Here is a 24,671-nt window from a genome sequence, read left to right on the forward strand (position 1 = left end):
CCAAAAAGTTTGAGGAAACCAACGGATACAGGAGTAAAGTTCGCACTATTTAGCACTGTTTATCGAAGGGTTAATGGGCAGTGGTTTTGAATGTAAGGAGTGTCTCAAACTTTGGGCCTGCGATCGCCGCTTTCCCTTTTTTTTAGTAACCCCTTCAGTTGTTGTTTCATGTTCGTAGTAACGACGGAACTACGAACATGAGAAACATTATCCGAGGAGAATATCATCTAGGATAAGCTTGTTGGGAACACTGCCGAAACTAACTGAACGGGCGACTCCGGCAAAGGGAAGGGTTACTTGCTCAAATTCTCCATATACATGAGGTAAGGAACCGGCGGCAGTGGTGGATAAGGGAATGGATGCCAAGATGTTGCCAGATGCGCCTAATCCATCATAGAGAGTGACGGTGTGACTGGTGAAGGGGGAGGCATAGAAGAAGGAGAGTTGATTGTCAAATCCTCCTTCTACGTTCATGACGATCGCCCCCTCTTCTCCATAAGTGAGGGCAGTTGTACCGCTGGGGGGAGGGGCAAAATTACCGCCGAATTCATCGGGAAATCCCAAGGCATCTAAGGCATCGTTACTCATGATTCCCAAGGCGTTGCCAGAAAAAGATATCCCGCGATCGCCATAAAATCCGCTTACAGGGTCTAAATTTCTCACCCCTTCAAAGTTGAGTAAGGCCGGTAGATCGTTGCGGGAAATGACGAGGTTGGCACTGCTTTGGGTACCGATTTCTACCCCGGGGGTGGGATTGACTAAGGCCAGATTGAGGGTTTCTGGGACTTCGGCGATCGCATCAGGGACAATTGGAAGGGTCACGGTTTGCACGGTTTCTCCCGGTGCAAAGGTGACGGGAATTGGGGTATTATCATAATCCAATGGTGCTGTGGCGGTCCCATCCCCTAAAACTAGGGTGACACCGGCAGGGAGATGGAGTCCTCCCGCGCGGGTGACGGTGACCGCGATAATTTCGGTGCCATCTTCTGCGACGATGAAGGTGGGCGCACTAAATTCTACGCGGATATCATTGTCTAAAACCGCCAAAGTTGCTGCATTTTGCGGGCCAATTCGTGACCCTGTGCTGGGATTAGTGAGGGTTAATTGGAGGGTTTCGTTGAGTTCGCTTTCGGTGTCATTAACAATGGGAACGGCAACGGTTTGGACGGTTTCTCCGGGGGCGAAATTGACAAGAATTGGGGTATTATTGTAATCCAAGGGAGCAGTCGCCGTGGCATCGGTGAGGGTGACTGCGGCGGAAAAGGCGCTCTCCAGTCGGCCTTCCCGGGTGAGGGTTACGGGTGCGATCGCTGTGCCATCTTCATTGACCACAAAGTTCCCTGTACTAAACTGCAATAGCACATCATTATCAACAATCGTGAATACTGCCGTATTCGGTTCGGTCAGGGTTGCCTCGCCGGTGGGATTCAGTAAGGCTAGATTGAGGGTTTCATCCGGTTCTAGGATGTCATCATCCACTGGGGGAAGTTCTACGGTTTGGAGGGTTTCCCCCGGTGCAAACTCTACAGAAATTGGGGTGGGGTCGTAATCCAAGGGGGCGGTAGCCGTAGCATCACGTAATCCAATGGTAACCCCAGTGGGGATTCCTGTAAACCCGATGCGCTGAACTTGAACGGGTTGGATGGGGGTACCGTCCTCGACGGCACTAAAATCGGGGCGAGTAAACTGCAACGCCGCATCATTATCAAGGATAGTAAATGTGGCGGTATTCGGGGTTCCCAGGGTTGCGCCTCCGGTGGGATTAACTAACGTGAGGGCTAAGGTTTCATCAGGTTCTAAACTGCTATCATTGATGATAGGAAGTGAGGCAGTTTGGATCGTTTCTCCCGGGGCAAAAGTTACGGAAATCGGGGTATTATTGAAATCCGCCGGTGCAGTTGCAGTCTCCCCGGCGAGGGCAAGGGTTACGGTAACGGGACGATTGAGAGAACCTGTGCGGGTTACGGTGACGGGAACAAGGGGGATACCATCTTCCCCACTTTGAAAGTTGGTTTGATTGAACTGTATGCTAACGGGATTGACCGTATTATCGATCAGGGTGAAAGTGGCGGTATTTGTTGTGCCTAGGGTTGTGCCTCCGGTGGGAGAGGTGAGGGTCAAACTGAGGGTTTCGACCCCTGCGGCAATCAGTTCATTGACGAGGGGAATCGTGATAGTTTGTGCGGTGACTCCCGGGGCAAAGTTGAGGGGAATCTGCCGGGTATTGAGATCATTGAGAGGGATAGGGATATCGGGAGAGAGATTGAGGGTTGCACCGACTGTACCCTCTACTATCCCACTGCGGAGGACTGTGATCGTGGCGATCGCCTCACCTTGGTCATTTTGGGTAAAGGTTTGCTCACCCAACGAGAGTGCTATATCATTATCTAAAACCGTGATGGTGGATTGCGATCGCCCTCCAACTCCCAGATTCTCTGTGGGATTGACTAAGCTCAAATTGAAGGTTTCCGTCGGTTCCACAATCTGATCATCAATGATTGGCAGGGTCACCACCGCCTGAGATTGTCCGGGGACAAAGGTGACTACCCGAGAACCGGGGATGTAATCGGCTGAGGCGATCGCCGTTCCATCGGTTAGCAGAATCGTCACGCTGGCCGCCTCACTTAGGTTTCCCGTGCGAAGTAACCTCACTTCTACACTGGGAACCCCTTCCTGAACTGTAAAATTGGCCGCACTCAACTCCACGATACTGGAGAGGGGGTCTAGGGTTTCATTTAAAAAATCCGTAGCATCCAAATTAATCGACCCGAATACCTCCCCAATCACCTGGCGATCGCCATTTTGGAAGACGATCAATTGAGTGGCGATCGCCACCGCATTCGGATTCCGATTGTCCGTTGGATCAAAAATTGGTTCGAGGCGAATTTGTGCGGATCTTAAGGTGCGAGAAACGGCCAGTCTATCTACCCCTTTTTCAAAATCAACAATTCTATCTGTGCCCAATCCTAAGACAAAAATATCCGCCCCGGGACCGCCAATTAGGGTATCTTCCCCCACCCCTCCAAAGAGAATATCTTCTCCACCATTGCCCAGGATAGAATCATTCCCGTCACCGCCAATGATAGTATCTTCACTATCCGGACCTATTAAAGTATTCCCTTGATTATCCCCAAAAATGAACGTCATCCGTTAATCCTCCTATTAACCCGTTGTGCTTGCCCCAATGCACCCTAATGCATCTGATCGCGAAGCGGGGCGTCGGCACGATCTGGCATTTAAAATCAATGGAAATTGCCCTGCAAAATGACGGATTCCCATCTTCCTAAATTTTCTCGGACCCTCCCCAAGGGACAGCCGAAAATATGAATCTTTGATTTTCTTAAATAGGTGAAGAGTTTAATGCTACACCCATCGGTTCTTTCCCCATTTAAAGACCTCTTCAAATCATCCGGCAGTTGATGCCAGCAATTTGCTGCCGATCCAGTTGCCTGTCGATGCCACATCGAGACCCAACTGTAAGCGTTTTCGATATAGCATCTGACGTATTTTCAGCGTCCAGATGCTCCCTGATGGTAAAATTCCTGGTAAAAATAGTAGCATAAGGGCGGGGGTAAGGGATGAGAAGCATCCCCTCAAATGGGGGTAGCGGGTCAGGTTAGGAACCCAGTTTTTTGAGAAAATTGGGGGCAGTTGGCAAGGGATTAGGGCCAGACAGCCGATCGCTTCTCCCGGGGTTCTCATCCTGCCTCAGACGCCACCGGCAGCAACCGGGGGTCTCCAAATTTCCTCAAGAGTATGTCAAAATATCGATGCAAACGCGATCGAGCAATTGAGTAGGAGATTTGTCGTGGAATCCCGTTACAATCCCGCATCCCTTGAGGAAAAGTGGCAACAAACTTGGACAGAACGCCAGTTATACCAAACCCCAGAAACCCGCGATCGGCCTAAATTTTATGCCCTGTCCATGTTTCCCTATCCCTCGGGCAACCTGCACATGGGTCATGTCCGAGTTTACACCATCACCGACGTGATTGGCCGCCTCAAGCGGATGCAAGGGTATCGCGTCCTGAATCCGATGGGATGGGATGCCTTTGGACTCCCGGCAGAAAATGCCGCCATTGAACGGGGGATTCATCCGGCGAAGTGGACCTATCAAAATATTGCCCAGATGAAACAGCAACTCGAACGCCTGGGAATTGCCTTCGATTGGACTAGAGAAGTTGCCACCTGTTCCCCCGACTATTACAAGTGGACTCAATGGATATTTTTGCAGTTTTTTAATGCCGGACTCGCCTATCAAAAAGAAGCGGCGGTTAACTGGGACCCCATTGACCAAACGGTGCTCGCTAATGAACAAGTAGATAATGAGGGTCGGTCCTGGCGATCGGGGGCTAAAGTTGAGCGGAAATTGCTGAAACAATGGTTTTTTAAAATTACCGATTATGCTGAACAATTACTCAATGATTTAGACCAATTAACGGGATGGCCGGAACGGGTTAAACTAATGCAAGCCAACTGGATTGGTAAATCCATCGGCGCTTATTTAGAATTCCCCATTGTTAACAGTACGGAAAAAGTTGCCGTCTTTACCACTCGTCCCGATACGGTTTATGGGGTAACTTATGTTGTCTTAGCCCCAGAACATCCTTTAACTCGACAAGTTACCACGCCAGACCAATTAGCAGCGGTTGAATCTTTCATCCAAGAAGTTAGCAATCAAAGTGAATTAGAACGCACTGCGGACGATAAACCCAAGCGGGGAATTCCTACGGGAGGAACAGCAATTAATCCTTTTAACGGGGAAGAAATTCCGATTTGGATTGCAGATTATGTCCTCTATGAATATGGAACTGGGGCAGTTATGGGAGTTCCTGCCCATGATGTCCGGGATTTTAAATTTGCCCGAGAACAGAACTTACCCATTAAACAGGTGATTGTTCGCGCCGATGCAGCGGATGAAAAAGCCGAGTTAAAAGAGGCATATACCGAACCCGGAATAGTAATTAATTCCGACCTGTTCAATGGTATGGAATCGACCACAGCCAAAGGGGAAATTATTGCCCATGCCGAAAGGCAAAAATGGGGGAAGGCGCGAGTCCAATATCGCCTCAGAGATTGGCTGATTTCTCGTCAACGCTATTGGGGTGCTCCCATTCCCGTGATTCACTGTCCCAGTTGCGGGGCCGTCCCCGTTCCCGATGAAGATTTGCCTGTCCAATTACCAGAAGATGTCGCCTTTTCTGGACGAGGATTATCTCCCTTATCTCAATTAGAAAGTTGGGTGAATGTGCCTTGTCCCAGTTGTGGAGAACCGGCAAAACGGGAAACCGATACGATGGATACCTTTATCGATTCATCATGGTATTTCTTGCGCTATCCTGATGCTCAAAATGCGGACAAAGCCTTTGATAGTCAACAGGTGAATGATTGGTTGCCCGTGGATCAATATGTGGGCGGAATTGAACACGCAATTTTGCATTTACTATATTCTCGATTCTTTACCAAAGTATTGCGCGATCGGGGATTATTCAAGTTTGATGAACCCTTCCAACGCCTGCTGACTCAGGGGATGGTCCAGGGATTAACTTACAAAAATCCGCAAACTGGGAAATACATTCCTTCCGCCCAAGTGAATGCCAGTGACCCGAAAGATCCGGAAACGGGAGAACCCTTACAAGTCTTCTATGAGAAGATGTCCAAATCCAAATATAACGGCGTTGACCCCTTAGAAGTATTGGCAAAATATGGGGCAGATACGGCGCGGATGTTTATTCTATTTAAAGCGCCACCGGAGAAAGATTTAGAATGGGAAGATGCGGACGTAGAGGGACAATTCCGCTTTTTAAATCGCGTCTGGCGGTTGGTGACGGAATATGCCGAAACAACTCCCGCCAAAGAGGTCAAAGGGGATTTGAGTAAATCTGAAAAAGAATTGCGACGGGCGATTCATACAGCAATTAAAGAAATTACCGAGGATTTAGACGGGGAGTATCAGTTTAATACCGCAGTTTCGGAGTTGATGAAACTCAGTAATGCCTTAAACGATGCCGACTGTAAAAACTCAGCAATTTATACCGAAGGCATCAAAACCCTGTTGATTTTGTTGGCCCCCTTTGCACCCCATATTGCTGAAGAATTGTGGCAGGGAATTGGCAATCCAACCTCAGTTCATGAGCAATCTTGGCCTGGGGTAGATTTGGATGCGTTGGTGGTGGATGAAATCACCTTAGTGATTCAAATTAGTGGCAAAACCCGGGGAACAATTCAGGTTCCTGCACAAGCAACTCGCGAGGAGTTAGAACAATATGCGCGGGAGTCAGAAGTGGCCCAGAAGTATATTACCGGACAGGAGATTAAAAAGGCGATCGTGGTTCCGGGTAAGTTGGTGAATTTTGTACTCGGGAAATCTTAATATGGAGAGGAGTTAGCAATAGGGGAAGATAGGGGCAATTTATAAATGACTTCTATCTTCCCGTTTGTAGTAAGAACAGAAGTCGGTAGTGGAGGCGTTGGTTAGAATGAGAGAGCACCGATCGCCGGTGAAACTGCGATCGCCTCTAGTGCGTCTAGTTGCACCAACTGTTTAGAACCTCTCAAATTAATCATGTTTAGAAAACCTAAAATAATTGCAATGATTGTCCTGGCATTCGCGATCGCAGTGGCGGTCCATTGGATTGGGTTCGATCGCCCGAACTTTGCCCAATCTCCGATGCCAGAAACGACCCTTGCTGCTAATTCCCTGCAATTAGCCCCTCCGATTGACTGTACTTTAGACGAGGATTGTTTTATTTTGTTATATCCCGATCGCGACCCTGGACCGGGAGAAGTGGATTTTGGGTGTGGGAGGCAAACCTATGATGGTCACAAAGGGACCGATTTTGGCATTGCCAACACCGATAAAATGAATGCTGGGGTGGCGGTGATTGCGTCGGCCCCCGGTAAGGTGTTGCGGGTCCGGGATGGGGTCAACGATCGCCTGATTACGGACCCGCAGCAAGTAGAGGCATTAGACGGGCGAGAATGTGGCAATGGGGTGTTTATTGAACATGGCAATGGGTGGGAAACTCAATACTGTCATCTGCGCAATGGGAGTGTTGCAGTCCGTCCCGGAATGGAGGTGGAGACGGGGACGGTTTTAGGCATGGTTGGCGCTTCTGGGGCCGCATCGTTCCCTCACGTTCATATTACGGCGTTGTATCAAGGGCAGGTGGTTGATCCGTTTGTGGGACCGGAAGCGGGTCCCGGTTGTCAGGTATCGCGGAGTCCACTTTGGACAGTTCCCCTAGATTATACACCCACGGGGGCGATCGATGCAGGTTTTGCGGATACACCTCCGGAAATAAAGGATTTGTGGGAAGGGGGTTTTCCTCAAAATGAGCTATCTAAAGATATTCCGGCCCTGTTGTTCTGGGTACACACTTATGGGGTGTTACCGGGGGATAGTTATCAGTTTAAGTTGATTGCACCGAATGGACAGGCGATCGCGGAAGACAGGAAGGAAATTACGTCCCCGAGTAAAACTTGGATGGGTTATGTGGGTAAACGCAACAATCCCGATCGCCCGATATTACCGGGGGTATGGCGCGGGGAATATCAACTGACCCGAGGGGGTGAGGTCCTGGTGGATCTTGTCCGGGAAATTGAGGTGAGATAAACGACAATTCCGGTGGGGGATTTATCTCCTGCCGGATGTTGCCACTATTTTTCGGTCATAGCTTCTATTCCGGCCCAGTCTTGCGGAACCCCTTGTTGAATATACTTCTCACAACGCTGTAAATACAGAAGCGCTGCCCGATCGCTGGGGTTAAGGGTGACAATTTGCTGAAAGAGGGTTTGAGAGGTCTCAAAATTGCCTTCTTTGTAAGCGGCGATCGCCATTTCAAAGTTAGCGAGGGTTTTGTTTTTGAGTTCGATGCGATCGGGGGATTCAGAATCGTAAATTTCAAAGACTGAGATGCTGGCTTTTTTTCCTTTGACTTGCACTCGGTCTAAAAATCGATAGTGATGATGATTTCGGTTGGTCAGTTGATTGAGGGTATCTTCACTAATTAGAATTTCTGCCCCATAAAGTTTGGTTAATCCTTCCAAGCGAGAGGCTAAGTTTACGGCATCGGAAATGACGGTACTTTCCATCCGGTCTTGTTCGCCAATCGTTCCTAACATTAAACTTCCGGTATGTAAACCAATGCCGATTTGAATGGGGACTTTGCCCAGTTGTTGTCGCTGTTCGTTGAATAATTGGACTTGTTGTTGCATGGCGATCGCCCCGGCCACTGCATCATCAGCAGAGTCAGGAAATAAGGCCATAATCGCATCGCCTATATATTTATCGATAAATCCATTATGTTCAGGAATCACAGGACTGACGCGACTTAAATAGCTATTAATAAAATTAAAGGTTTCTTCCGGAGACATGGTTTCCGAAAGGCTGGTAAATTGTCGAATATCAGAAAATAAAATGGTCATTTCTTTTTTGATGTGGTTGCCCAATTTCACATCGACGATGCTTTCTTGACCTAAGAATTCTAAAAAGTCATGAGGAACAAATCTACCATAAGCGGCATTGATTTTAGCGAGGCGAATATGGGTTTTAATCCGGGTCAGTAGTTCATTTTTATTAAAGGGTTTCATTAGATAATCATTCGCCCCGGCATTAAACCCTTCTACAAGGTCCGAGACTTGATTTTTAGCCGTAAGCATGACGATGGGGAGGTCGATCGCCGGAAATTGTTGGCGAATTTTTTCGCAGACTTCATATCCCGTCATGCGAGGCATCATGACATCCAGCAGGATTAAGTCGGGCTTAAATCCATTTTCAATAATTTCTAAGGCTTTTGGACCATTTGCGGCGCGGGTAATGGCGTAATTTTGCAGGGAGAGAGTATTGGCGAGAACTTGCAGATTAATCGGTTCATCATCGACAATTAAAATTTTGAATTCTGCACCTTCAGCAATGTGAATTTCGGTGGCAAGAACAGGGGGATTTGTCGATTGCAGTTGACTCGCGGGGGTCGAGGTACGGATGAGGGTTTCGCGATGAACAACGGGGGGTTTTGCAGGGGTGAGGGGGGCGGTTGTTCGGGGTAAGGTAAAGGTAAAGCGTGACCCTTTGCCGACTTCGGATTCAACCTCAATCGTTCCCTGATGTAATTCAATCAGTTGCTTGGCGATCGCCAATCCCAATCCAGTTCCGCCATATTCTCGGGCGGTGGAACCATCCGCTTGTTCAAAGGATTCAAAAATGCGACTGATTTTGTCGTGGGGAATGCCAATTCCAGTATCCGTGACGGTAATGGCAACAAAATCTTCTACAATTTTAGCTGAAACTTCGACGAAGCCGGATTCAGTAAATTTGATGCCATTTCCCACTAAGTTATGTAGGATTTGCTGAACGCGATTTTCATCGGCATTGACCCCGGAAAAATCCGGGGGAATGGCATTGATTAATTCTAGGGTTTTATCCCCAATTAGGGGTTTACTCAGGTTAAGGACGACTTGGGCGATCGCCCGCAAATCCAAGGGTTTGAGTTGCAGTTCAATATTTTTATGTTTGAGTTGAGAAAAATCTAGGATATCATTAACTAAATGAGATAACCGGCGACCGCTGCTGGTGATGGTTTCTAAGTTAAAAATAGTCGGTTCTGATAAAGGTCCGGTTACGCCATCAATTAAGGAATCGGCAATGCCAATAATGCCATTGAGGGGGGTTCGCAGTTCATGGGAGGTATTGGCTAGAAATTCATCTTTGAGTCCATCCAGCCGTTTGAGTTCTTGATTTTTTTCTTCTAAAGTTTTGGCATAGTCTGCTAATTGCTGATAGGATAATTTAAGATTACTCCAAAGCGTGTAACCGATACTCAATACTCCCGCACTGATGAGGGCTAAGACAGGGGTGAAAACGGGAATTAACCAACCGAATAGAAAGGCACTATAAGAACTCCCAATGATGACTCCAGCCCCGAGGAGAATTCCGGGTCCAGACCAGCGGGTTTTCAGCCAGAGGGAACCGAGGAGGGCGCTATATCCAGAACTCAGAAAAATTAACCCCCATTTGAAGGGTTTGGGGGTGGCATAAAGCATCGGACGATTATCGAGGGCACTACTTAAAATTTGGCTGGTTAAATTGGCATGAATGACCACTCCCGGCATTAATTCGGGATTGCCCAAAAGGGTATTGGTATAGGGGGTTTGAAAGGAATCATTCAGACTGGGGGCTTGGGCACCGATGAAGATGATGCGATCGCGGAAAAAATCCGGGGGAATGCGATTTTCCAGCACTTCGGTGAGGGAAATGTGAGGAAAGCGGTCGAGTCCCCCGCGATAGTTGACTAATATTTGATAGCCACCCCCGTCTCGTTTACTATATTCTCCCTCCTTGCCGGTGAGGGGAATAAATTTAGCTTGACCCAATTGATAAATAGACTGGGATTCATCAGCAACGGTCAATTCAATGCCATCGGTTTCTAAATATTTTAACGCTAAAAGGGTGGCAATTCCTTCAATTAATGTTCCATCCGGTTTACCGACTAACACCATGCCCCGGCGGATTTTGCCATCGCGATCAAGTAACATATCGTTAGAGGCTACTTGCCCGAGTTCGGCTAATCGGGGGGGAGGCGCAATCGGATTTCCGGCCACTTTTTCCACCCCAATTAGATTAGGGGTGATTTGAAAGAGGGCATTTAATTGGTCATGACCCGGTTCTACGGGCAAATCCCGATAAATATCTAATCCAATGATTCGCGGATTTTGAGCCGTGATATTTTGGATTAATTGGGTCATAATGCGATCGCTCATCGGCCATTGTTGGACATATTTAATGTCCGATTCATTAATGGTAACGATCGCAATGCGCGAGTCTACAGGTTCTTGGGGACGCAGGCGAAACCAAGTATCTAAAACAGCCCATTCAAATAGGTGCAGAAAACCGGCACTACTCAAAGCAACAATCACCCCGGTGACTGCCGGAGTGATGAAGAGTGGGCCACGCCACAAGCCGATTCTCTGTTGTAACTGTTGCCACATAGTTTGCTCGAACCCTGTCCTGTTTTCAGAGAAAGATAGATGCACCCGTTGGAAATTGCCCCTCAATATCTTATTCGCACAAGGAAAGAGAGACTTAGGGTGAAGGTGGCATCATCAGAGGAGTCGCCGCGATCGCTTCTAGTCCAACTTGTCCGAGGAGATTGCGCCACTCTTCAGCTAAAGTGAGATTCTCCGGCTGATTGACTCGGGCGATCGCTAAAGTTGTGAGAGTATCATACCAGACCCCCGCTTCTGCATAAGCCGTCGCTAAGGAGAGGGCTTCTAGGTTGGGTTCTGTGGGGATAGCTGCAACGCGCTTCACCCATCCCGTGACGCTGTAACTATCGGGCTGTAGCCTGCCACTGGCATCTAAGGGGACGAAGAACCAGAGATAGTCCCGGTCCAGTTCCAGTTCGGGGGCCGTTTCGGGTAGGGTGAAACTGACAATTGACCCACCCCCCTTGATTTCCAACGTGGTTTGGTAGTGATGATTCCCGTCTTGATCTTGGATGCTAAAAAATACTTGTTCGGTGGCAGTGGGTGGCACATACACAAAGAAAGTCGGACGGGCCGACATGGTGCGCCCATGTTCCGTGGGGGGTAGCAAGGCGATCGCTTCTAGCCCCGGATCCTCCTGAGTGAGAGACCCCTCATCCCCCCGGCTGCCCCCACTGACACTGGTCACCGGGGCCGCTTCCCCAGGCGGGGCAAATCTCACGTTACCCCGAGTACCTCCTCCCACGCTGGTTGTGGGGGCAGTTTCCCCCGGAGGAGCAAATCTCACGTTACCCCGAGTGCCTCCCCCCACGCTGGTTGTGGGTACAGGGTCACCAGGGGGCTTAAATTGCAGGCTAATCAAGGCCGGGACTTTGACCCCTTCCGCTTGGACAGGCTGGATTAAAGCGGATAGGGCCACTGTCCCGGCTAAGGTAACAAACATGAAGCTAGGAATAACAATGCTTGGCCTGTGGTTCATAGGGAGACCTCATCAGTTTGGGGAAAACATAGAACAGTAGAAACCCAGTTCATAACCAATTTCCCACTAAAATAAACGCCGACCAATAATAGGGATGTTTGTGCAAAGGGTCGTTTAATAGGGCCAATTGTGCTTGGCGCAACGCCTCGCTTTTTGTCATTCCGGCCTCGGATCGGGTTAATTGGCGATAAAACTCGCTCATTAAATCAGCGGTGGATTGGTCGTGAACGGACCAGAGACTAGCCAGGGTGCTGCGGGCTCCGGAACGGAGTGCAAATCCGGCTAGACCGAGTGTAGCACGTTTATCTCCAGTTGCTGTTTGACAAGCACTCATCACTAATAATTCAATGGGTTTGAGAATCCCTAAGCGCTGCTTATTGAAAAACTGATCGAAATCTTTAATGGAAATTCGACCCTCCCAGGTTAGCAGAAAGGTTTCCTCGGGATTAGAACTAAATTGTCCGTGGGTGGCGAGGTGAATAATCGGGTAAGATTTGCGATTGAGTTGGACTGCAAATTGGTCCCGGGTAAATTGGCGATCCAGCAATGTATCCCCGGGCACTTCCTGGGTAATTTGTTGGAATTCTTGGGCGACTCCCGGGAGGGGGGAAAATCCTTGTCGCCCTTCGGTTAACCCAGCGGTGAGGGCGGTGAGTTTTTCTTGGGTGAGACCTTGGGGAAACAGTTGTAACCCGGGACTGAGGGCGGTACTATAGGTTTCCATCAAATAGCGGCTGCCGTCATACAGGGCGGCGAGGGGAATGGATGCGAAGCCACCATCGGGGATAAAAACGAGGGTAGTAATCTCACTTTTAGCTAAATCGGCGGCGGCGGGGCGAATCAGCCAGTCATAGACTTGGGCGGATAGGCGCAAGCGTTCTGGGGAGGAATAGCCGGGGTGCATGGCCGATCGCAGGTCTTCGAGGGTGGCTTCGATGCGACTGCCACTTAGGGGAGTCGTATAGTGGCGCAAGGGTTGACCGGGCAGGGAGAGAATCACTTCCAGGCGATCGGGTAAGACAATCGGATAAATGGCGGCAGCGTGGGTATCAATTTCCTCTAATTGCACCGGCTGCACATCTAAACAAGCCTCCCGGAAAAAGTTGTCTAATTCCGCAATTTGTAAGGCTTCCATGACTTGTCTGGCCTGTTCAATCTCTTCCGGGGTGGCATCGGGTTGGAGGAGTAAACTCACCAATTCGCGATAGACGGGTTCTACACTTTCTTTGAAATCAAATTGCAGGTCCGGAGAAATAGCTACTAAGTCCCGGCGCAAGTTTTTCAAGGTTTCAAAGGCGATATGATACGCCGTGAGAGCCGGTTGGAGTTGCTGCTGGTGGGTGAGAATCTGACCCAGTTGCCAAGCCGCAGGGGCAATAATTTCATCGGCTTGAATGGATTGGGCGATTTGAAGCGCTTCTTCCGTCAGGGTTTTGGCCTCTTGCCACTGTTCGGCTTGGCGGTAAAGCTGGCCCAGTTGTGTGAGGGCGTAGGCTTGCGATCGCCCATCTTGCAGGTCCTTGGCGATCGCAAGGGTTTCGGCTAACCCTTGGGCAATTTCGGGCAAATCTTCCCCCATTTTACTCCAACTGGCGGCAAAATTGACCCGGGCATAGATAGCACCTTGACTGGGGGGAAGGGTAGCCAGGTGAGATTCGAGTTGGGGGCGTAATCTATGGGCGGCTTCCCAGTCCCCAAGGGCGACGAATAGGCTAAACTGGTTGAGTTGGGCTTGCGATCGCGTCAGGGGGTCCGTGGCTAATTGTTCTGCTTGTTGATAGTAGGCGATGGCGATATCATTGCGGTCTAAATACCGGGCAATATTCCCGATATTGAGTAAGGTGGCGCTACTATCCCCAGGGGATTTGAGGCGATCGCTAACTCGCCAACTTTGTTCTAAAACCGCCTGGGATTGTTCTAAATCTCCGATGGTTTGGAGGGCAACTCCCAAACTCCGCAATCCATCGGCTTTCAAGAGGGTATCTGGTTTCTGATCTAATTCAACAATCCATTCTTCTAACAAAGTGCGAGCGCGGCGATATTGACCCAAGGCTTGCAGGGCTTGGGCTTGGTTAATCAAACTCCCTAACTTACCCAGGTCATCTCCAGCCCGAGTATAAGTGGCTGCGGCTTGTCTCCAGGTATCTAAGGCCGCTTGATTTTGTCCCGCAGCAAGTTCCAGAATGCCTCGGGTATTCAGGGCTTGGGCGAAAATCGCCAACCCTGGTGAGGGCAGGGGATTAAGCTGTTGCAAGAGTTCCAAACTCTGGGCGATGGCGGTAGATGCTTGGGGGCGGCGGCCTAACTTATGATAGGCCAAGGCCAGATAAGTGAGAGTTTGGGCTTGGTTTAACGGGGCGAGGCGATCGGCATAAAGGTCCGCTGCCTCTTCCCATAGCTTGGTTGCCTCTAGGAATTGTCCCTCTTGATAGTGAGTAGTGCCGCGTTGGACTAATTCGGTTGGATCGGGGTTTTGGGAGATGGGGGAGATGGGGGAGATGGGGGAGATAGGGGGGATGGGGGAGATGGGGGGGATGGGGGAGATGGGGGGGATGGGGGGGATGGGGGTGGAGGGATGGGGGTGGAGGATGAGGATGAGGATGATTGTGAGAAGGGTGAGGATAGGGAGTAGTAGGAATTGTCGGATTGGACGGGACTTTAGATAGGGGGTGATGGGTTTGACCATGATTATTATGGCTGCCTTATGGGTTCAGTGGGTGAGGAAGAACAGGGCGGGAGGCGATCGCCTAGGGTGGCGGGTATTGTTGCAACTAAGGCGATGTTCCCCTCCGGATTCAGGGTCCAGCCGGTGGCTTCTATCAAGGTTTGCGATCGCCCCTGGGCTACAATCTCGGTCTGGGTTGTGAGATTGTGAGGAAATTGGCGCAAATCCTCCCAGAGGGTTTGACCCCGGATGGTCTCCTTGGGGTCTTCTGGTAATCCCCCCCGTCCAACAATGGTAAACGAATTTCCCTGATCGGCGACACAACCGACGGTGACTTGGTTGGCAATGTCCGAAAGCTGCTGAGGCAAATCCACCAATCCTGAACCCGGGGTGACTTCGGGGGTGGAGAGGGTAACATTGCCCGAGACTCCCAATTGAGAACTCGCCGTGATATCACTTCGGGAGGTGGGTTGGGCTCTAAATTCTAATCCGAGAATCCCTTCAGCGGTAAGTTGAATATTGCCGCCATCCCCTTCAAAAGCATTGGCTGTAATATCACTATTTTCTGTGGGAAAGGCGAGAATAACTGGGGCGGAAATCTTGATATTTCCCCCATCGCCCCCGGCCCCAGCGGTTCCCGCTGTAGCGGTAATTTGACTGCCTCGCCGCATCAGCAGTCCACCGCTTAATTCTAATTGCAAATTTCCCCCTTGGGAGGAGGTGGTTTCTCCCGTAATAAAGGACTGATTCTCTAACAGTAAACTCCCCGCTTGAAGTTGTACATTTCCTCCAATGCCCTCGGTGGCGCTACTGGTAGTAATTATACTATTATCTAGGCTAATTCTATCCTGAACTTGAATCCTTACTTGCCCTCCATCCCCTTCTCCCTCAGTTTTAGCACTGATTTGAGAAGCGTTCAGTAACGAAAGGACGCTGGCATTAATATTAACCTCCCCCCCATCCCCCACAGCGGTTGATTCTACACTACTATCAATTGAACCCTCAGATACTACTATCTCTCCGGCCTGAATATTCACGCTCCCAGCATTGCCAATGCCTTGGGTAAAACTGGAAATTGCTGCCCCATCATCCATCAAAATTCGAGGAGTAATGAGGGTGATATTTCCGGCATTTCCTCGCCCAGTTCCTCGGATGCGACTCCAGATGAACGAACCCCGTTCATTCGGTCCTAATCGGGTTAAAGTCACTCCTTCTCTGGCCTGAATTGTAATCGGTCCCGCATCGCCTTCGCCATAGCTGGTCGAATTAATTCCTCCCCCATCTCCTACAATCAATTCTCCTGTATTTAACTCAATTCCAGCCCCATTGCCGACGGAGGAAGGGCCACCGACTAAATTTAAAATCCGACTTTCAATATTGTCTAAATTTCCCGTAATGACCAGGCGATCGCGCGCATTAATAGTCACCTTGCCCGCATTTCCCCTCAAATAAGTGCTATTATTAATAATGCTCCCATTCAGTAAATTAACCCTTTCTGCCTCAATTTGAATATCTCCCGTATGCCCTGAGCCAAAATTACTGAGATTGAGAATTCCGTTATTATTCAGGGTAAAAGATTCAGCCACCGCAAAAATGCTCCCGGCACTGCCACTGCCTCGGGTAATATTGGCAACATTCGCCCGATTTAGGTCTACGGAATTAGCCACTAACCTAATATCTCCCGCCTGTCCGCTTCCGAAGGTTGTAGATAGAATTTGTCCCGGGGAACCTCCCCATAAACTCCCGGTATTCATTCGGATATCCCCACTGTTTCCCCCAGTCCGCGTTAGGGAAACAATCCCACTACTGCCGCCATAATTGGGATTAAAATTGCCCACAGCGACAGTTTCTTGAAGCAACGCCGTATTTATTCCCGGATATTCTAAGGAAATTTGCAATCGATAGGTATCTCCCCTATCAATTTTATCCCCTTCCAGCAGTTCGACGGGATGAGGAATTGTATCAAATTCCCCAATCCCAATTACATAAGTCCCGGGATCTAACCTATCAAGGGAAAGATAAGAATCTTGCTCTACCGTACTCCCGATCGCCCCATCGTTAATGCTAGAGTCATCATTCAGGGCAATAATTGCTCCAGTAGCGCGGTCAAATAGGACCATTTCCGTATCTAAACTGCCGGGAATATCTTGATATCCATCCCCGCCATCAATATCAAAAATTCCCCGTCCTGGTGCAGTAACTGTAAATGAAAAATAGTCAAAACTTTCGGTTGCTGGACCTAATTCAGTATTGGCACTCCTGATTTGCTCGGGAGTCCGTTCTACAGTAACAGCCGGAATCCCTCCCAGTCCTGATGCCTCGATTTCTGGATTAAAATTTTGGGTGAATTCTAAGTCATGCAAATTAAAAACAGTTGGCGCTTTTTGGTCAAAAGGAGAGTCCAAAAAACGCCGACTGTTCCCCTCAATCGTTACGCTTTCCGTTGCGGTTACGGTGATGCTTCCTCCAGTTCCGGTATGAGTAGCAATGGTAATGATTTGCCCTCCAGTTTTTAGGAATAAAGTATTAACATTCACTTCAATATTACCCCCGGCTTGATCACTCTCTGTCACGGTAGCAATAAATCCGCGATCGCTCAACCGAACCGCCCCTAATGGATGATTGGCCTCATTAATTTTAATCGGTCCACTTCCCCCACTCTCCATCCCTTCAGATTGAGAAAGAATTCCACTAAACAACCCATCGGGGCTAAATCCGGAAATCTCTAAAACAGGAGTATTAATTTGAATCTCTCCCGCCGTTCCTATCCCCGAGGTAGCAGTAGTAATTCTCCCGCCATTCGTCAAACTCACCGAATTCCCAGTAACCTGAATATTTCCCCCCCTTGCTAATGCTCCCAATGGGACTAAATTGCTGATAAAACTGCGGTCACTCAGGCGGAGATCTCCCCCTGCATGAACCCGAATATCCCCGGCCCTGGACCCAATTTCACCCCCATTCAGCGGCATTCCGGCCTGTAATTGGGAACCCCCGATTAGGGTGATCTGATTCCCCTGGACTTGAATACTTCCATTGCTGCCTGTAACATCCACCCTCGCCCCATTGGTAAGGGTAACATCCGCCCCACGGATAAGTTGAGAAAACTGGGGAATAGTATTTTCTAAAGTGATGTCTCCTGAACCCATTCCCGCTAATGTAATGTTACCGAACGGGGCAAGTAGCTGTCCCCCATTGATGACAACATTCCCGCCTAAAATAGCTAAATTGCGCCCTTGTGCCACTTCTAAGCGAGACCCTTCTAGGGTGATATTTCCACCTGTTAGACCATATTGCAATCCAATGGGAACGGCCAAGGTGAGTAGGGGGGATTCGGGGGGATTTGTAGCACTAAAAAGATAGCGATCGCTAAACTGTATTGCCTCTGCTGTAGAGAGTACCACCGAGCCGCCAATATTCAAGGTAGCATTCGGACCCAAAACAATTCCATTAGGATTGAGTAAGAAAAAATTGCTATTTCCATTCGCCCGAATTAATCCATCAATCGTAGAAAGATTACTTCCGGTAATTCGACTAATAATATTAATAATATTCGGAGCATTATTAAAATAAGCTTGCCCCCCGGTGGGAACAGAAAATTCAGTAAAACTATGAAATAGATTACCCCCGGCAGGGGTTCCCCCTTCAATCACCAAACCCGACCCTTGATTGATAACTTGAGAGGGATTAGGTAAGGTGCGATCGGGGACAATTTGCCCCTGGACGGGATTGATCACACCGCCTCCAGAAAAGGCCAAGAATAGCGCGGTGACCCCGGTCCTGTACCACCGAGATTTTAGGATTACTCCGGCTCGTTTTGCCTTTAACATTGTTTTGATAAACACTATCGGTTAGCTGGAATTTTACACCCTATTCTCAGAGATTTTTGGACCCTTATGGCACTCAAAAAAGTTGAAGTGAGACCCTCTGCCGAACTCAAAGACCTTCAACCTTTCCACTTCCTCAACTATGATACAGCAACAGCGCCCAAAACAGCTTTTTGACGCCGACCGATTGCCACCATCCGGACGCCACTCTCTGTTGCTAATAACAAGCCCCGCCGCTTCGGTTTTACGGGTTCGGTTTCAGCTAAAGCCAACTCCGTGCGAGATAGAATCGTCGCTAACACTAACTTCATTTCATACTGCGCTTGCGGCGATCGCCTCAGTTTATAGTCGCCCAAAGTAGAACTGATGGACTTGAACAACCAAAAGGTTGCGAAACCTGTAAACCCGGGGGTAAATTTGTGAAATAATTGTAAAAAGGCAAGGATTACCGTTTCATAGAGGTTAAAACATCGGCATGACTACAAAGATTCCATCTGCACCAGCAAAGACGCCTGCGTTTTGTGAGGGGATTCAATATTTTGGCGAACAGTGGCCGGATTTTGACCGTTACGGCAAAGAACCCGCGATCGCCTCGGGGAAAACGGCGATCGCCTCACCTCCGGATCACGCCGCTGCTTACCAGACCCTCCTCGCTGCGGACGCCCTGCGCTACCTGATCCTCCAAGTCACCGCCTCTAAAGCCTCCGGACACCCAGGCGGATTTGCCAGCGTTGCCGAAGGAATCGCCGCCCTTGTGATGTTGGGTCACAAACACATTATCACCGAAGTGGGACACCATGCCCCAGGCTTTTACAGTAATATGTTCCTCGATCGCTCCTTAGAGGAAATGGGCATTCATACCGTCCAACAAATGCGCGATCGCTTCCGAGAGCACAAAGGACTCCTCGGACACCTCTCCGGACAAATTCCCGGACTCCTCAACCCTGCTGGACCCCTAGGACAAGGGCAGCATTTCGCAATGGCAGGGGCACTCCTCCATCCCGATATCCTCTTCCCCGTCACCATCGGCGATGGCGGCATCGGCGAACCCTACGTCATGAGTAGCATGGCGCATTTCCATACCGCCTATCCCGAAGTGACTAATTTCCTCCCCATCCTGGTTTGGAACGGCTATTCCCAGGAACATCACAGCATGGTGTCCACCAAACCTAACCAAGAGATGATTGAATACTGGGAAGGCAATGGTTTCCAGGAAATCATCCTCGTCAACGCCAAAGACTATGACGACGCCAACCAACCCGGGGAATATGTCGATAGCACCGCCTTTTCCTTCGAGAAACGGCTAGAATTTGCCCAAGCCGTGATTGAAGCGACAGACAAAGCCGCTAAATCCGCCTTGGGAGGCAAACTCACCGTCCTGATTATCAAACAACTCAAAGGGGCTGGCGTCCATGCCCTGGGGGCCAAATCCCATAACCTGTATGGACATCACACCCTGGATAACGAAGAAATCATCAGCGCCCTGGAAACCCGTGCCCTGAGTCCCGAAGCGTGGGAACTGGTTCGGACCAACTTTGAACGGGCTGCTGGGGGACCTGCCGCCAGTATGGTCAAAACTGAATTTGAGTTAGCCTTACCCGAGTTGGGTCAACTTCCCCTCGTGGAATATGCGATCGCAGACAACCAAATCGCCACCACCGCAATGGGGGAACTCGTCGCCTACGTCGGTAAAAAAGACCCCAAATTTGTGATCACCAACGCCGATGGTAACGCCGCCTCGGGTATCAACAATATCAACGTTGCCCTCAAAATTATTCACCCCACCGCTGACGACACCTATTTTCAAGGCCCCAAGGGACAAGTTTATGAACCCTTAAGTGAAGATGCCTGCGCCGGATTAGCCGCAGCTTTAGCCTTATTTGGGGCACGCACCCTCTGGTGTTCCTACGAATCCTTTGCCATTAACGGAGTCCCCGTCTGGCAAACCGTCACCCAAGCAATGGCCGAATTACGCCGTCCCACTCCCAGCACCATCACATTATATACCGCAGGAGCCTTAGAACAAGGACGCAACGGATGGACTCACCAACGTCCAGAAATTGAAAACTACTTTGCCGCCATGATGCGCAACGGCAATGTTTTCCCCTTGTTCCCCCCGGATTCCAACAGCATCCAAGTCTGTTACGATTGGGCACTCAAGACCCAAAATAAAGGGATTGTGATTACGGCGAGTAAAACCCCCTTACCCATTCGCACAACTTTTGAGCAAACCCAACAAGCCCTACAAGATGGGGCAGTCGTTCTCCAAGAGATTCCCGGCAATAAAACTGTTGTGTTTGCAGTGATTGGGGATATGACCTTGATTCCCGTGTATAACGCCGCAGAGCAATTACAAGCCCAAGGGATTGGCTCAAAAATTGTATCAGTTGTGAGCCCGCGCCGGTTGTATCGTCCCCATGATGTGGCATGGGAAACCTGTTCCCAAGCTGATGGGGCATTCTTAGATGATGCTCGGTTTGAGAAGTTCTTTGGTGGGGATGCCTTAATCGGGGTAACCGGGGGTGCATCGGGAATGCTAGAACCCATTATGTTACGCAGTACCGCCAAGCGAGATGTGTTTGCCTGGAAGCGAGGGGAAACAACAGCCAGTGCAACGCAAATCATGGAGTTCAACGGGTTAACTCCGGAGGCATTAGCTAAGCGGGGGGCTGAGTTGGTGGGTTAAGGGTGATTTGGCCCCCAGCCTGAAGGCTGGGGGTTATTTTTAGCTATTCAGTGCCAATAACGAGAACCAATGGATAAAATAGACTGAAACCAGAGGTAATGGCGATGACAACACAACTCGCAGAAAAAATTATCCCCTTGCCCGAACAGCGGTTGATTCTGCCTGGGTATCAGAGTTGGCAAGAATTCAAGGCGATTCAAGCCTTGATGGAGTCGGTGGCGGGGGTGCGAATTTCTTATTTAGATGGGTGTGTGGAACTGATGACAACGGGGGAGCAACATGAGACTATCAAAACAATTATCGGCTTTTTACTAGAGCTTTATTTTTGCGAAATAGGGATTGAATATATCCCCGTGGGAAATGCCACGCGGGAGTCGGAAACTAAAGGGGTGTCCTTTGAACCGGATGAATCCTATTATATTGGCGATCGCAAATCTCATCCTGATTTAGCCATTGAAGTAGTCATCACCAGTGGCAATCCTAAAAAACTGGAAAAATATAAGCGATTTGAAATTACGGAAGTCTGGTTTTGGGAAAATAATCAGCTTGCTCTCTACCGCTTTCGCGGGGAAGACTATGAGCAAATTTCTACCAGCGAATTGTTCCCAGATTTAGATATCGAATTGCTGGTCCGTTGTGTGCAAATGCCTTCCCGGATTCAGGCTAGAACTGAATTTATGCAAGGGATTCACCGACAATAATGATTAAGCGGTTGATTCTGATAAACTGGGGGCAGTCTTTCGTTGTGTTCTATGGTTTGGCAACCGGGTACGAAAATATTTGGCGATCGCTACACCATCGAAAAGCCGCTCAAAGTCGGCGGTTTTGGCATCACCTACTTGGTCAAAGACCGTCAGGGTCAACAGTTTGTACTCAAAACCCTCAAAGATGAGCTGATGACCGAGACACAGTACATCCCCTACCGGGACAAGTTTATGCGGGACTTTGACCGGGAAACCGCTAGAATCGCCATCTGTCGTCATCGGCATATTGTCCAAGTGGAGAATCTATTCACCCATGAAGGGCTGCCCTGTATGGTGATGGAATATATTCAGGGGCAGGATTTATCTGATCGGGTGCGCGGGGGGGCGTTGCCGGAGGCGGTGGCATTGCGCTATATCCGGCAGGTGGGGGAAGCCTTGAGCGTGATGCATGATAAGGGTTGGCTCCATCGGGATATTAAGCCCCAAAACATTATGGTCCGGTTGCCCGAGGATGAAGCAGTGCTGATTGATTTTGGCATTGCCCGGGAGTTTATCCCCAACTTGACCCAAATCCACACCACTTTCCTTACGCACCATTTTGCGCCGATTGAGCAGTATGAGGAGGAGGAACACCGGGGAGAATTTACCGATGTGTATGCCTTGGCAGCAACGCTCTACTATTTGCTGACGGCAACGTTACCGCCCATTGCCACCAAGCGGCTGCGCCAGGATCGCCTCGCTATTCCTAGCCATTGGTCGCCAGAACTACAAAATGCCATTAAGCAGGGGATGGCAGTGGAACCAGAAGACCGCCCTCAAACCGTGGCGGCCTGGTTGGGACTTTTGCCTAACGGTGGTGGGGGTTTACCGTCCTTTAGTTTTGAGACAGTGCGGGTCAACCGTCAGGGGAAAATTATTGAGAAAATACCGGGTCAGGCGCGGTTTTATCCCCAGGATTTGGGTCAGGGGGTGCAGTTGGACATGGTGCAAATCCCCGGAGGAACATTTTTGATGGGGACAGAGGAAGCAGAAATCGAGCGGTTGTGTAAAAAGTATGATGACGAATGGTTTAAGGAATGGTTGAGGCGAGAAAGTCCTCAGCATTCTGTGCAGGTTTCGTCCTTTTTCATGGGAAAAACCCCCGTCACCCAAGACCAATGGCGCACTGTGGTGACGCAAGTGGGGACAATTGTCCGAGATCTTGACCCCGATCCCTCTAACTTCAAAGGCGGGAATCGTCCGGTTGACTGGGTATCTTGGTCTGATGCGGTGGAGTGGTGCGCTCGACTGAGCAAGCTGACGGGCAAAGAATATCGCCTCCCCAGCGAAGCGGAATGGGAATATGCTTGCCGCGCCGGAACGACAACTCCCTTTGCCTTTGGGGAAGCTATCACCACCGACCTGGCAAATTATAATGGCAACTACACCGTTGCTGAGGAAGCGAAGGGGCAATATCGAGAAGAAACCACCCCAGTGGCGAGCTTTCCCCCTAATAGCTTTGGGTTGTATGATTTACATGGTAATGTTTGGGAATGGTGTTTCGACCCCTTTCATGAGAATTATCAGGGTGCGCCTAGGGATGGTAGCGTATGGGATGAGACTATAAAAGAGAATGAGAATCGTTATCAAAATCCCTCGGCAAATTTGAAGGTTTTGTTAGCGGAAAGTGATAAAACATACGTACTGCGGGGCGGTTCTTGGTTAATCAACTCGCTTTTCTGCCGTTCCGCCTTCCGCGACGACAACGCGCGCGGCTACTTCTACGACAACCTGGGGTTTCGGGTCTGTCTGGTTGGCGCAGGACTCTTATAGCCCTTTACCCTTTAGCACTTTTGCACTCTGCTCTTTTTTCCCCTTTACCCTCTTTTCGATTTCTTTGCGGGTTAAGAAACCGGGTTTCTGGGAGAGACTAGAGGGAGCAGGGAGAGATGCAAGAAACCCAGTTTTTAGAGAAATTTTCAACCCGGACCCCTCCAGCATAGGAACCCAATTGTTTTAGCTAAAGGCCGCCCGATAAAGTCGTGAGGATAAACTATGGTTTCTCATCAATTATTAGAACTTGAACAATCTATTCACAACTTGTCATTAGAGGATAAGTTATGGTTGCTTGATAAAATTTTTGAGCAAGTGCGAGGGACTGCTGAAAATGAGGAAGAAAGCAATCATCAACAAAACCTCGAATATGATGAGAGGGCAAAGCCGATTTGGGAAATTGCCGTAGAAATTGGGGCTAAAATCTCGGATTCTGAATGGGAAAAAGTACCGAGTGATTTGTCGAAAAACTTTGATTTATATCAAGGTTAGGGGAATGAGACGAGTTTTTGCAGATACAGGTTATTGGGTGGCTTTACTCAATCCCAGAGATCAATTGCATCAAAAAGCCCGAGATTTGTCCCAAACAATGGGTTTGCTCTATATTTTTACCAGTGAAATGGTCTTGGCTGAGGTGTTGAATGATTTTTCTAAACGGGGTAAATTTTTTCGCGAGGTGGCGATCTCGTTAATTGAAAGTCTCTATAACCATCCGAATGTAACAGTGATTCAGCAAAGTAGCCAGCAGTTTAAAGAAGGATTATTGTTGTACAAGCAAAGACCAGACAAAGAATGGAGTCTGACGGATTGCGTTTCTTTTAAGATTATGGAAGAATATGCGATTACAGAAGCTCTCGCTTACGACAAACATTTTGAGCAAGCTGGTTTTATTCCTTTATTACGCGATTAATTGTGAGCGGTTTGACTGGGGACAACCTGGGCATGGGCGATGGGTGAGAGGTACCGATTTTGTCTGTAGGCCAGATTTAGGCGTTATCTAACCCCCTGCTATCCCTAC

Annotated in this window: 13 protein-coding genes; 7 read left to right on the top strand and 6 right to left on the bottom strand. The window is 49.2% G+C overall.

From position 1 onward, the window contains the following. Positions 1-207: 207 nt before the first annotated feature. Positions 208-3,147: a Calx-beta domain-containing protein gene (locus tag NG796_RS09315; RefSeq protein WP_261206078.1), complete on the bottom strand. Its 2,940-nt coding sequence runs from the start codon at positions 3,145-3,147 to the stop codon at positions 208-210. Between the two features lie 661 nt (positions 3,148-3,808). Here NG796_RS09315 and leuS point away from each other — a divergent pair. Beyond that, on the top strand, positions 3,809-6,373 hold the full coding sequence (gene leuS / locus NG796_RS09320) for a leucine--tRNA ligase (RefSeq protein WP_261206084.1): 2,565 nt from the start codon (positions 3,809-3,811) through the stop codon (positions 6,371-6,373). A gap of 192 nt (positions 6,374-6,565) precedes the next feature. Continuing rightward, positions 6,566-7,615, top strand: a complete 1,050-nt coding sequence (locus NG796_RS09325; protein ID WP_261206085.1) for a M23 family metallopeptidase — start codon at positions 6,566-6,568, stop codon at positions 7,613-7,615. 44 nt (positions 7,616-7,659) lie between these two features. Here NG796_RS09325 and NG796_RS09330 read toward each other — a convergent pair whose 3' ends face one another. The 5 genes from NG796_RS09330 to NG796_RS09350 all read right to left on the bottom strand — a co-directional run bounded on the left by NG796_RS09330 (position 7,660) and on the right by NG796_RS09350 (position 18,831). Continuing rightward, positions 7,660-10,986, bottom strand: coding sequence for a CHASE2 domain-containing protein (locus tag NG796_RS09330; RefSeq protein WP_261206098.1), 3,327 nt, complete (start codon positions 10,984-10,986; stop codon positions 7,660-7,662). A 94-nt stretch (positions 10,987-11,080) separates the two neighbouring features. Further along, entirely contained in the window at positions 11,081-11,962 is an 882-nt protein-coding gene (locus tag NG796_RS09335) for a DUF928 domain-containing protein (protein ID WP_261206100.1), read from the bottom strand. A 49-nt stretch (positions 11,963-12,011) separates the two neighbouring features. Then, on the bottom strand, positions 12,012-14,648 hold the full coding sequence (locus NG796_RS09340) for a CHAT domain-containing protein (protein WP_261206107.1): 2,637 nt from the start codon (positions 14,646-14,648) through the stop codon (positions 12,012-12,014). A 5-nt stretch (positions 14,649-14,653) separates the two neighbouring features. Then, positions 14,654-18,361: a DVUA0089 family protein gene (locus NG796_RS09345; RefSeq protein ID WP_261206117.1), complete on the bottom strand. Its 3,708-nt coding sequence runs from the start codon at positions 18,359-18,361 to the stop codon at positions 14,654-14,656. Positions 18,362-18,591: 230 nt separating this feature from the next. Further along, entirely contained in the window at positions 18,592-18,831 is a 240-nt protein-coding gene (locus NG796_RS09350) for a cytochrome P450 (protein WP_261206133.1), read from the bottom strand. A 95-nt stretch (positions 18,832-18,926) separates the two neighbouring features. Between NG796_RS09350 and NG796_RS09355 the strand changes: the two genes are divergently transcribed. The 5 genes from NG796_RS09355 to NG796_RS09375 all read left to right on the top strand — a co-directional run bounded on the left by NG796_RS09355 (position 18,927) and on the right by NG796_RS09375 (position 24,563). Further along, positions 18,927-21,137: a phosphoketolase gene (locus NG796_RS09355; protein WP_261206135.1), complete on the top strand. Its 2,211-nt coding sequence runs from the start codon at positions 18,927-18,929 to the stop codon at positions 21,135-21,137. A 104-nt stretch (positions 21,138-21,241) separates the two neighbouring features. Further along, positions 21,242-21,838 (top strand): Uma2 family endonuclease, encoded by a 597-nt coding sequence (locus NG796_RS09360; RefSeq protein ID WP_261206137.1) that lies wholly within the window; start codon positions 21,242-21,244, stop codon positions 21,836-21,838. A 51-nt stretch (positions 21,839-21,889) separates the two neighbouring features. Next, positions 21,890-23,653: a bifunctional serine/threonine-protein kinase/formylglycine-generating enzyme family protein gene (locus NG796_RS09365; RefSeq protein ID WP_261206149.1), complete on the top strand. Its 1,764-nt coding sequence runs from the start codon at positions 21,890-21,892 to the stop codon at positions 23,651-23,653. Positions 23,654-23,875: 222 nt separating this feature from the next. Further along, the gene (locus tag NG796_RS09370; RefSeq protein WP_261206151.1) at positions 23,876-24,145 is read left to right on the top strand and encodes a hypothetical protein; all 270 of its coding nucleotides are present in this window, start codon (positions 23,876-23,878) and stop codon (positions 24,143-24,145) included. A gap of 4 nt (positions 24,146-24,149) precedes the next feature. Continuing rightward, complete coding sequence (locus tag NG796_RS09375; protein WP_261206159.1) at positions 24,150-24,563, top strand: type II toxin-antitoxin system VapC family toxin; 414 nt, start codon at positions 24,150-24,152, stop codon at positions 24,561-24,563. The last annotated feature ends 108 nt before the right edge of the window (positions 24,564-24,671 follow it).

It is taken from the genome of Laspinema sp. D2d (assembly GCF_025370755.1).
Lineage (GTDB): Bacteria > Cyanobacteriota > Cyanobacteriia > Cyanobacteriales > Laspinemataceae > Laspinema.

What these genes read in the sequence shown, in the direction of transcription:
- NG796_RS09325 (WP_261206085.1), top strand. Translation starts at nt 6,566, where the DNA reads ATGTTTAGAAAACCTAAAATAATTGCAATGATTGTCCTGGCATTCGCG.
- NG796_RS09355 (WP_261206135.1), top strand. Translation starts at nt 18,927, where the DNA reads ATGACTACAAAGATTCCATCTGCACCAGCAAAGACGCCTGCGTTTTGT.
- NG796_RS09360 (WP_261206137.1), top strand. Translation starts at nt 21,242, where the DNA reads ATGACAACACAACTCGCAGAAAAAATTATCCCCTTGCCCGAACAGCGG.
- NG796_RS09365 (WP_261206149.1), top strand. Translation starts at nt 21,890, where the DNA reads ATGGTTTGGCAACCGGGTACGAAAATATTTGGCGATCGCTACACCATC.
- NG796_RS09335 (WP_261206100.1), bottom strand. Translation starts at nt 11,962, where the DNA reads ATGAACCACAGGCCAAGCATTGTTATTCCTAGCTTCATGTTTGTTACC.
- NG796_RS09315 (WP_261206078.1), bottom strand. Translation starts at nt 3,147, where the DNA reads ATGACGTTCATTTTTGGGGATAATCAAGGGAATACTTTAATAGGTCCG.
- NG796_RS09340 (WP_261206107.1), bottom strand. Translation starts at nt 14,648, where the DNA reads ATGGTCAAACCCATCACCCCCTATCTAAAGTCCCGTCCAATCCGACAA.
- NG796_RS09375 (WP_261206159.1), top strand. Translation starts at nt 24,150, where the DNA reads ATGAGACGAGTTTTTGCAGATACAGGTTATTGGGTGGCTTTACTCAAT.
- NG796_RS09370 (WP_261206151.1), top strand. Translation starts at nt 23,876, where the DNA reads ATGGTTTCTCATCAATTATTAGAACTTGAACAATCTATTCACAACTTG.
- NG796_RS09330 (WP_261206098.1), bottom strand. Translation starts at nt 10,986, where the DNA reads ATGTGGCAACAGTTACAACAGAGAATCGGCTTGTGGCGTGGCCCACTC.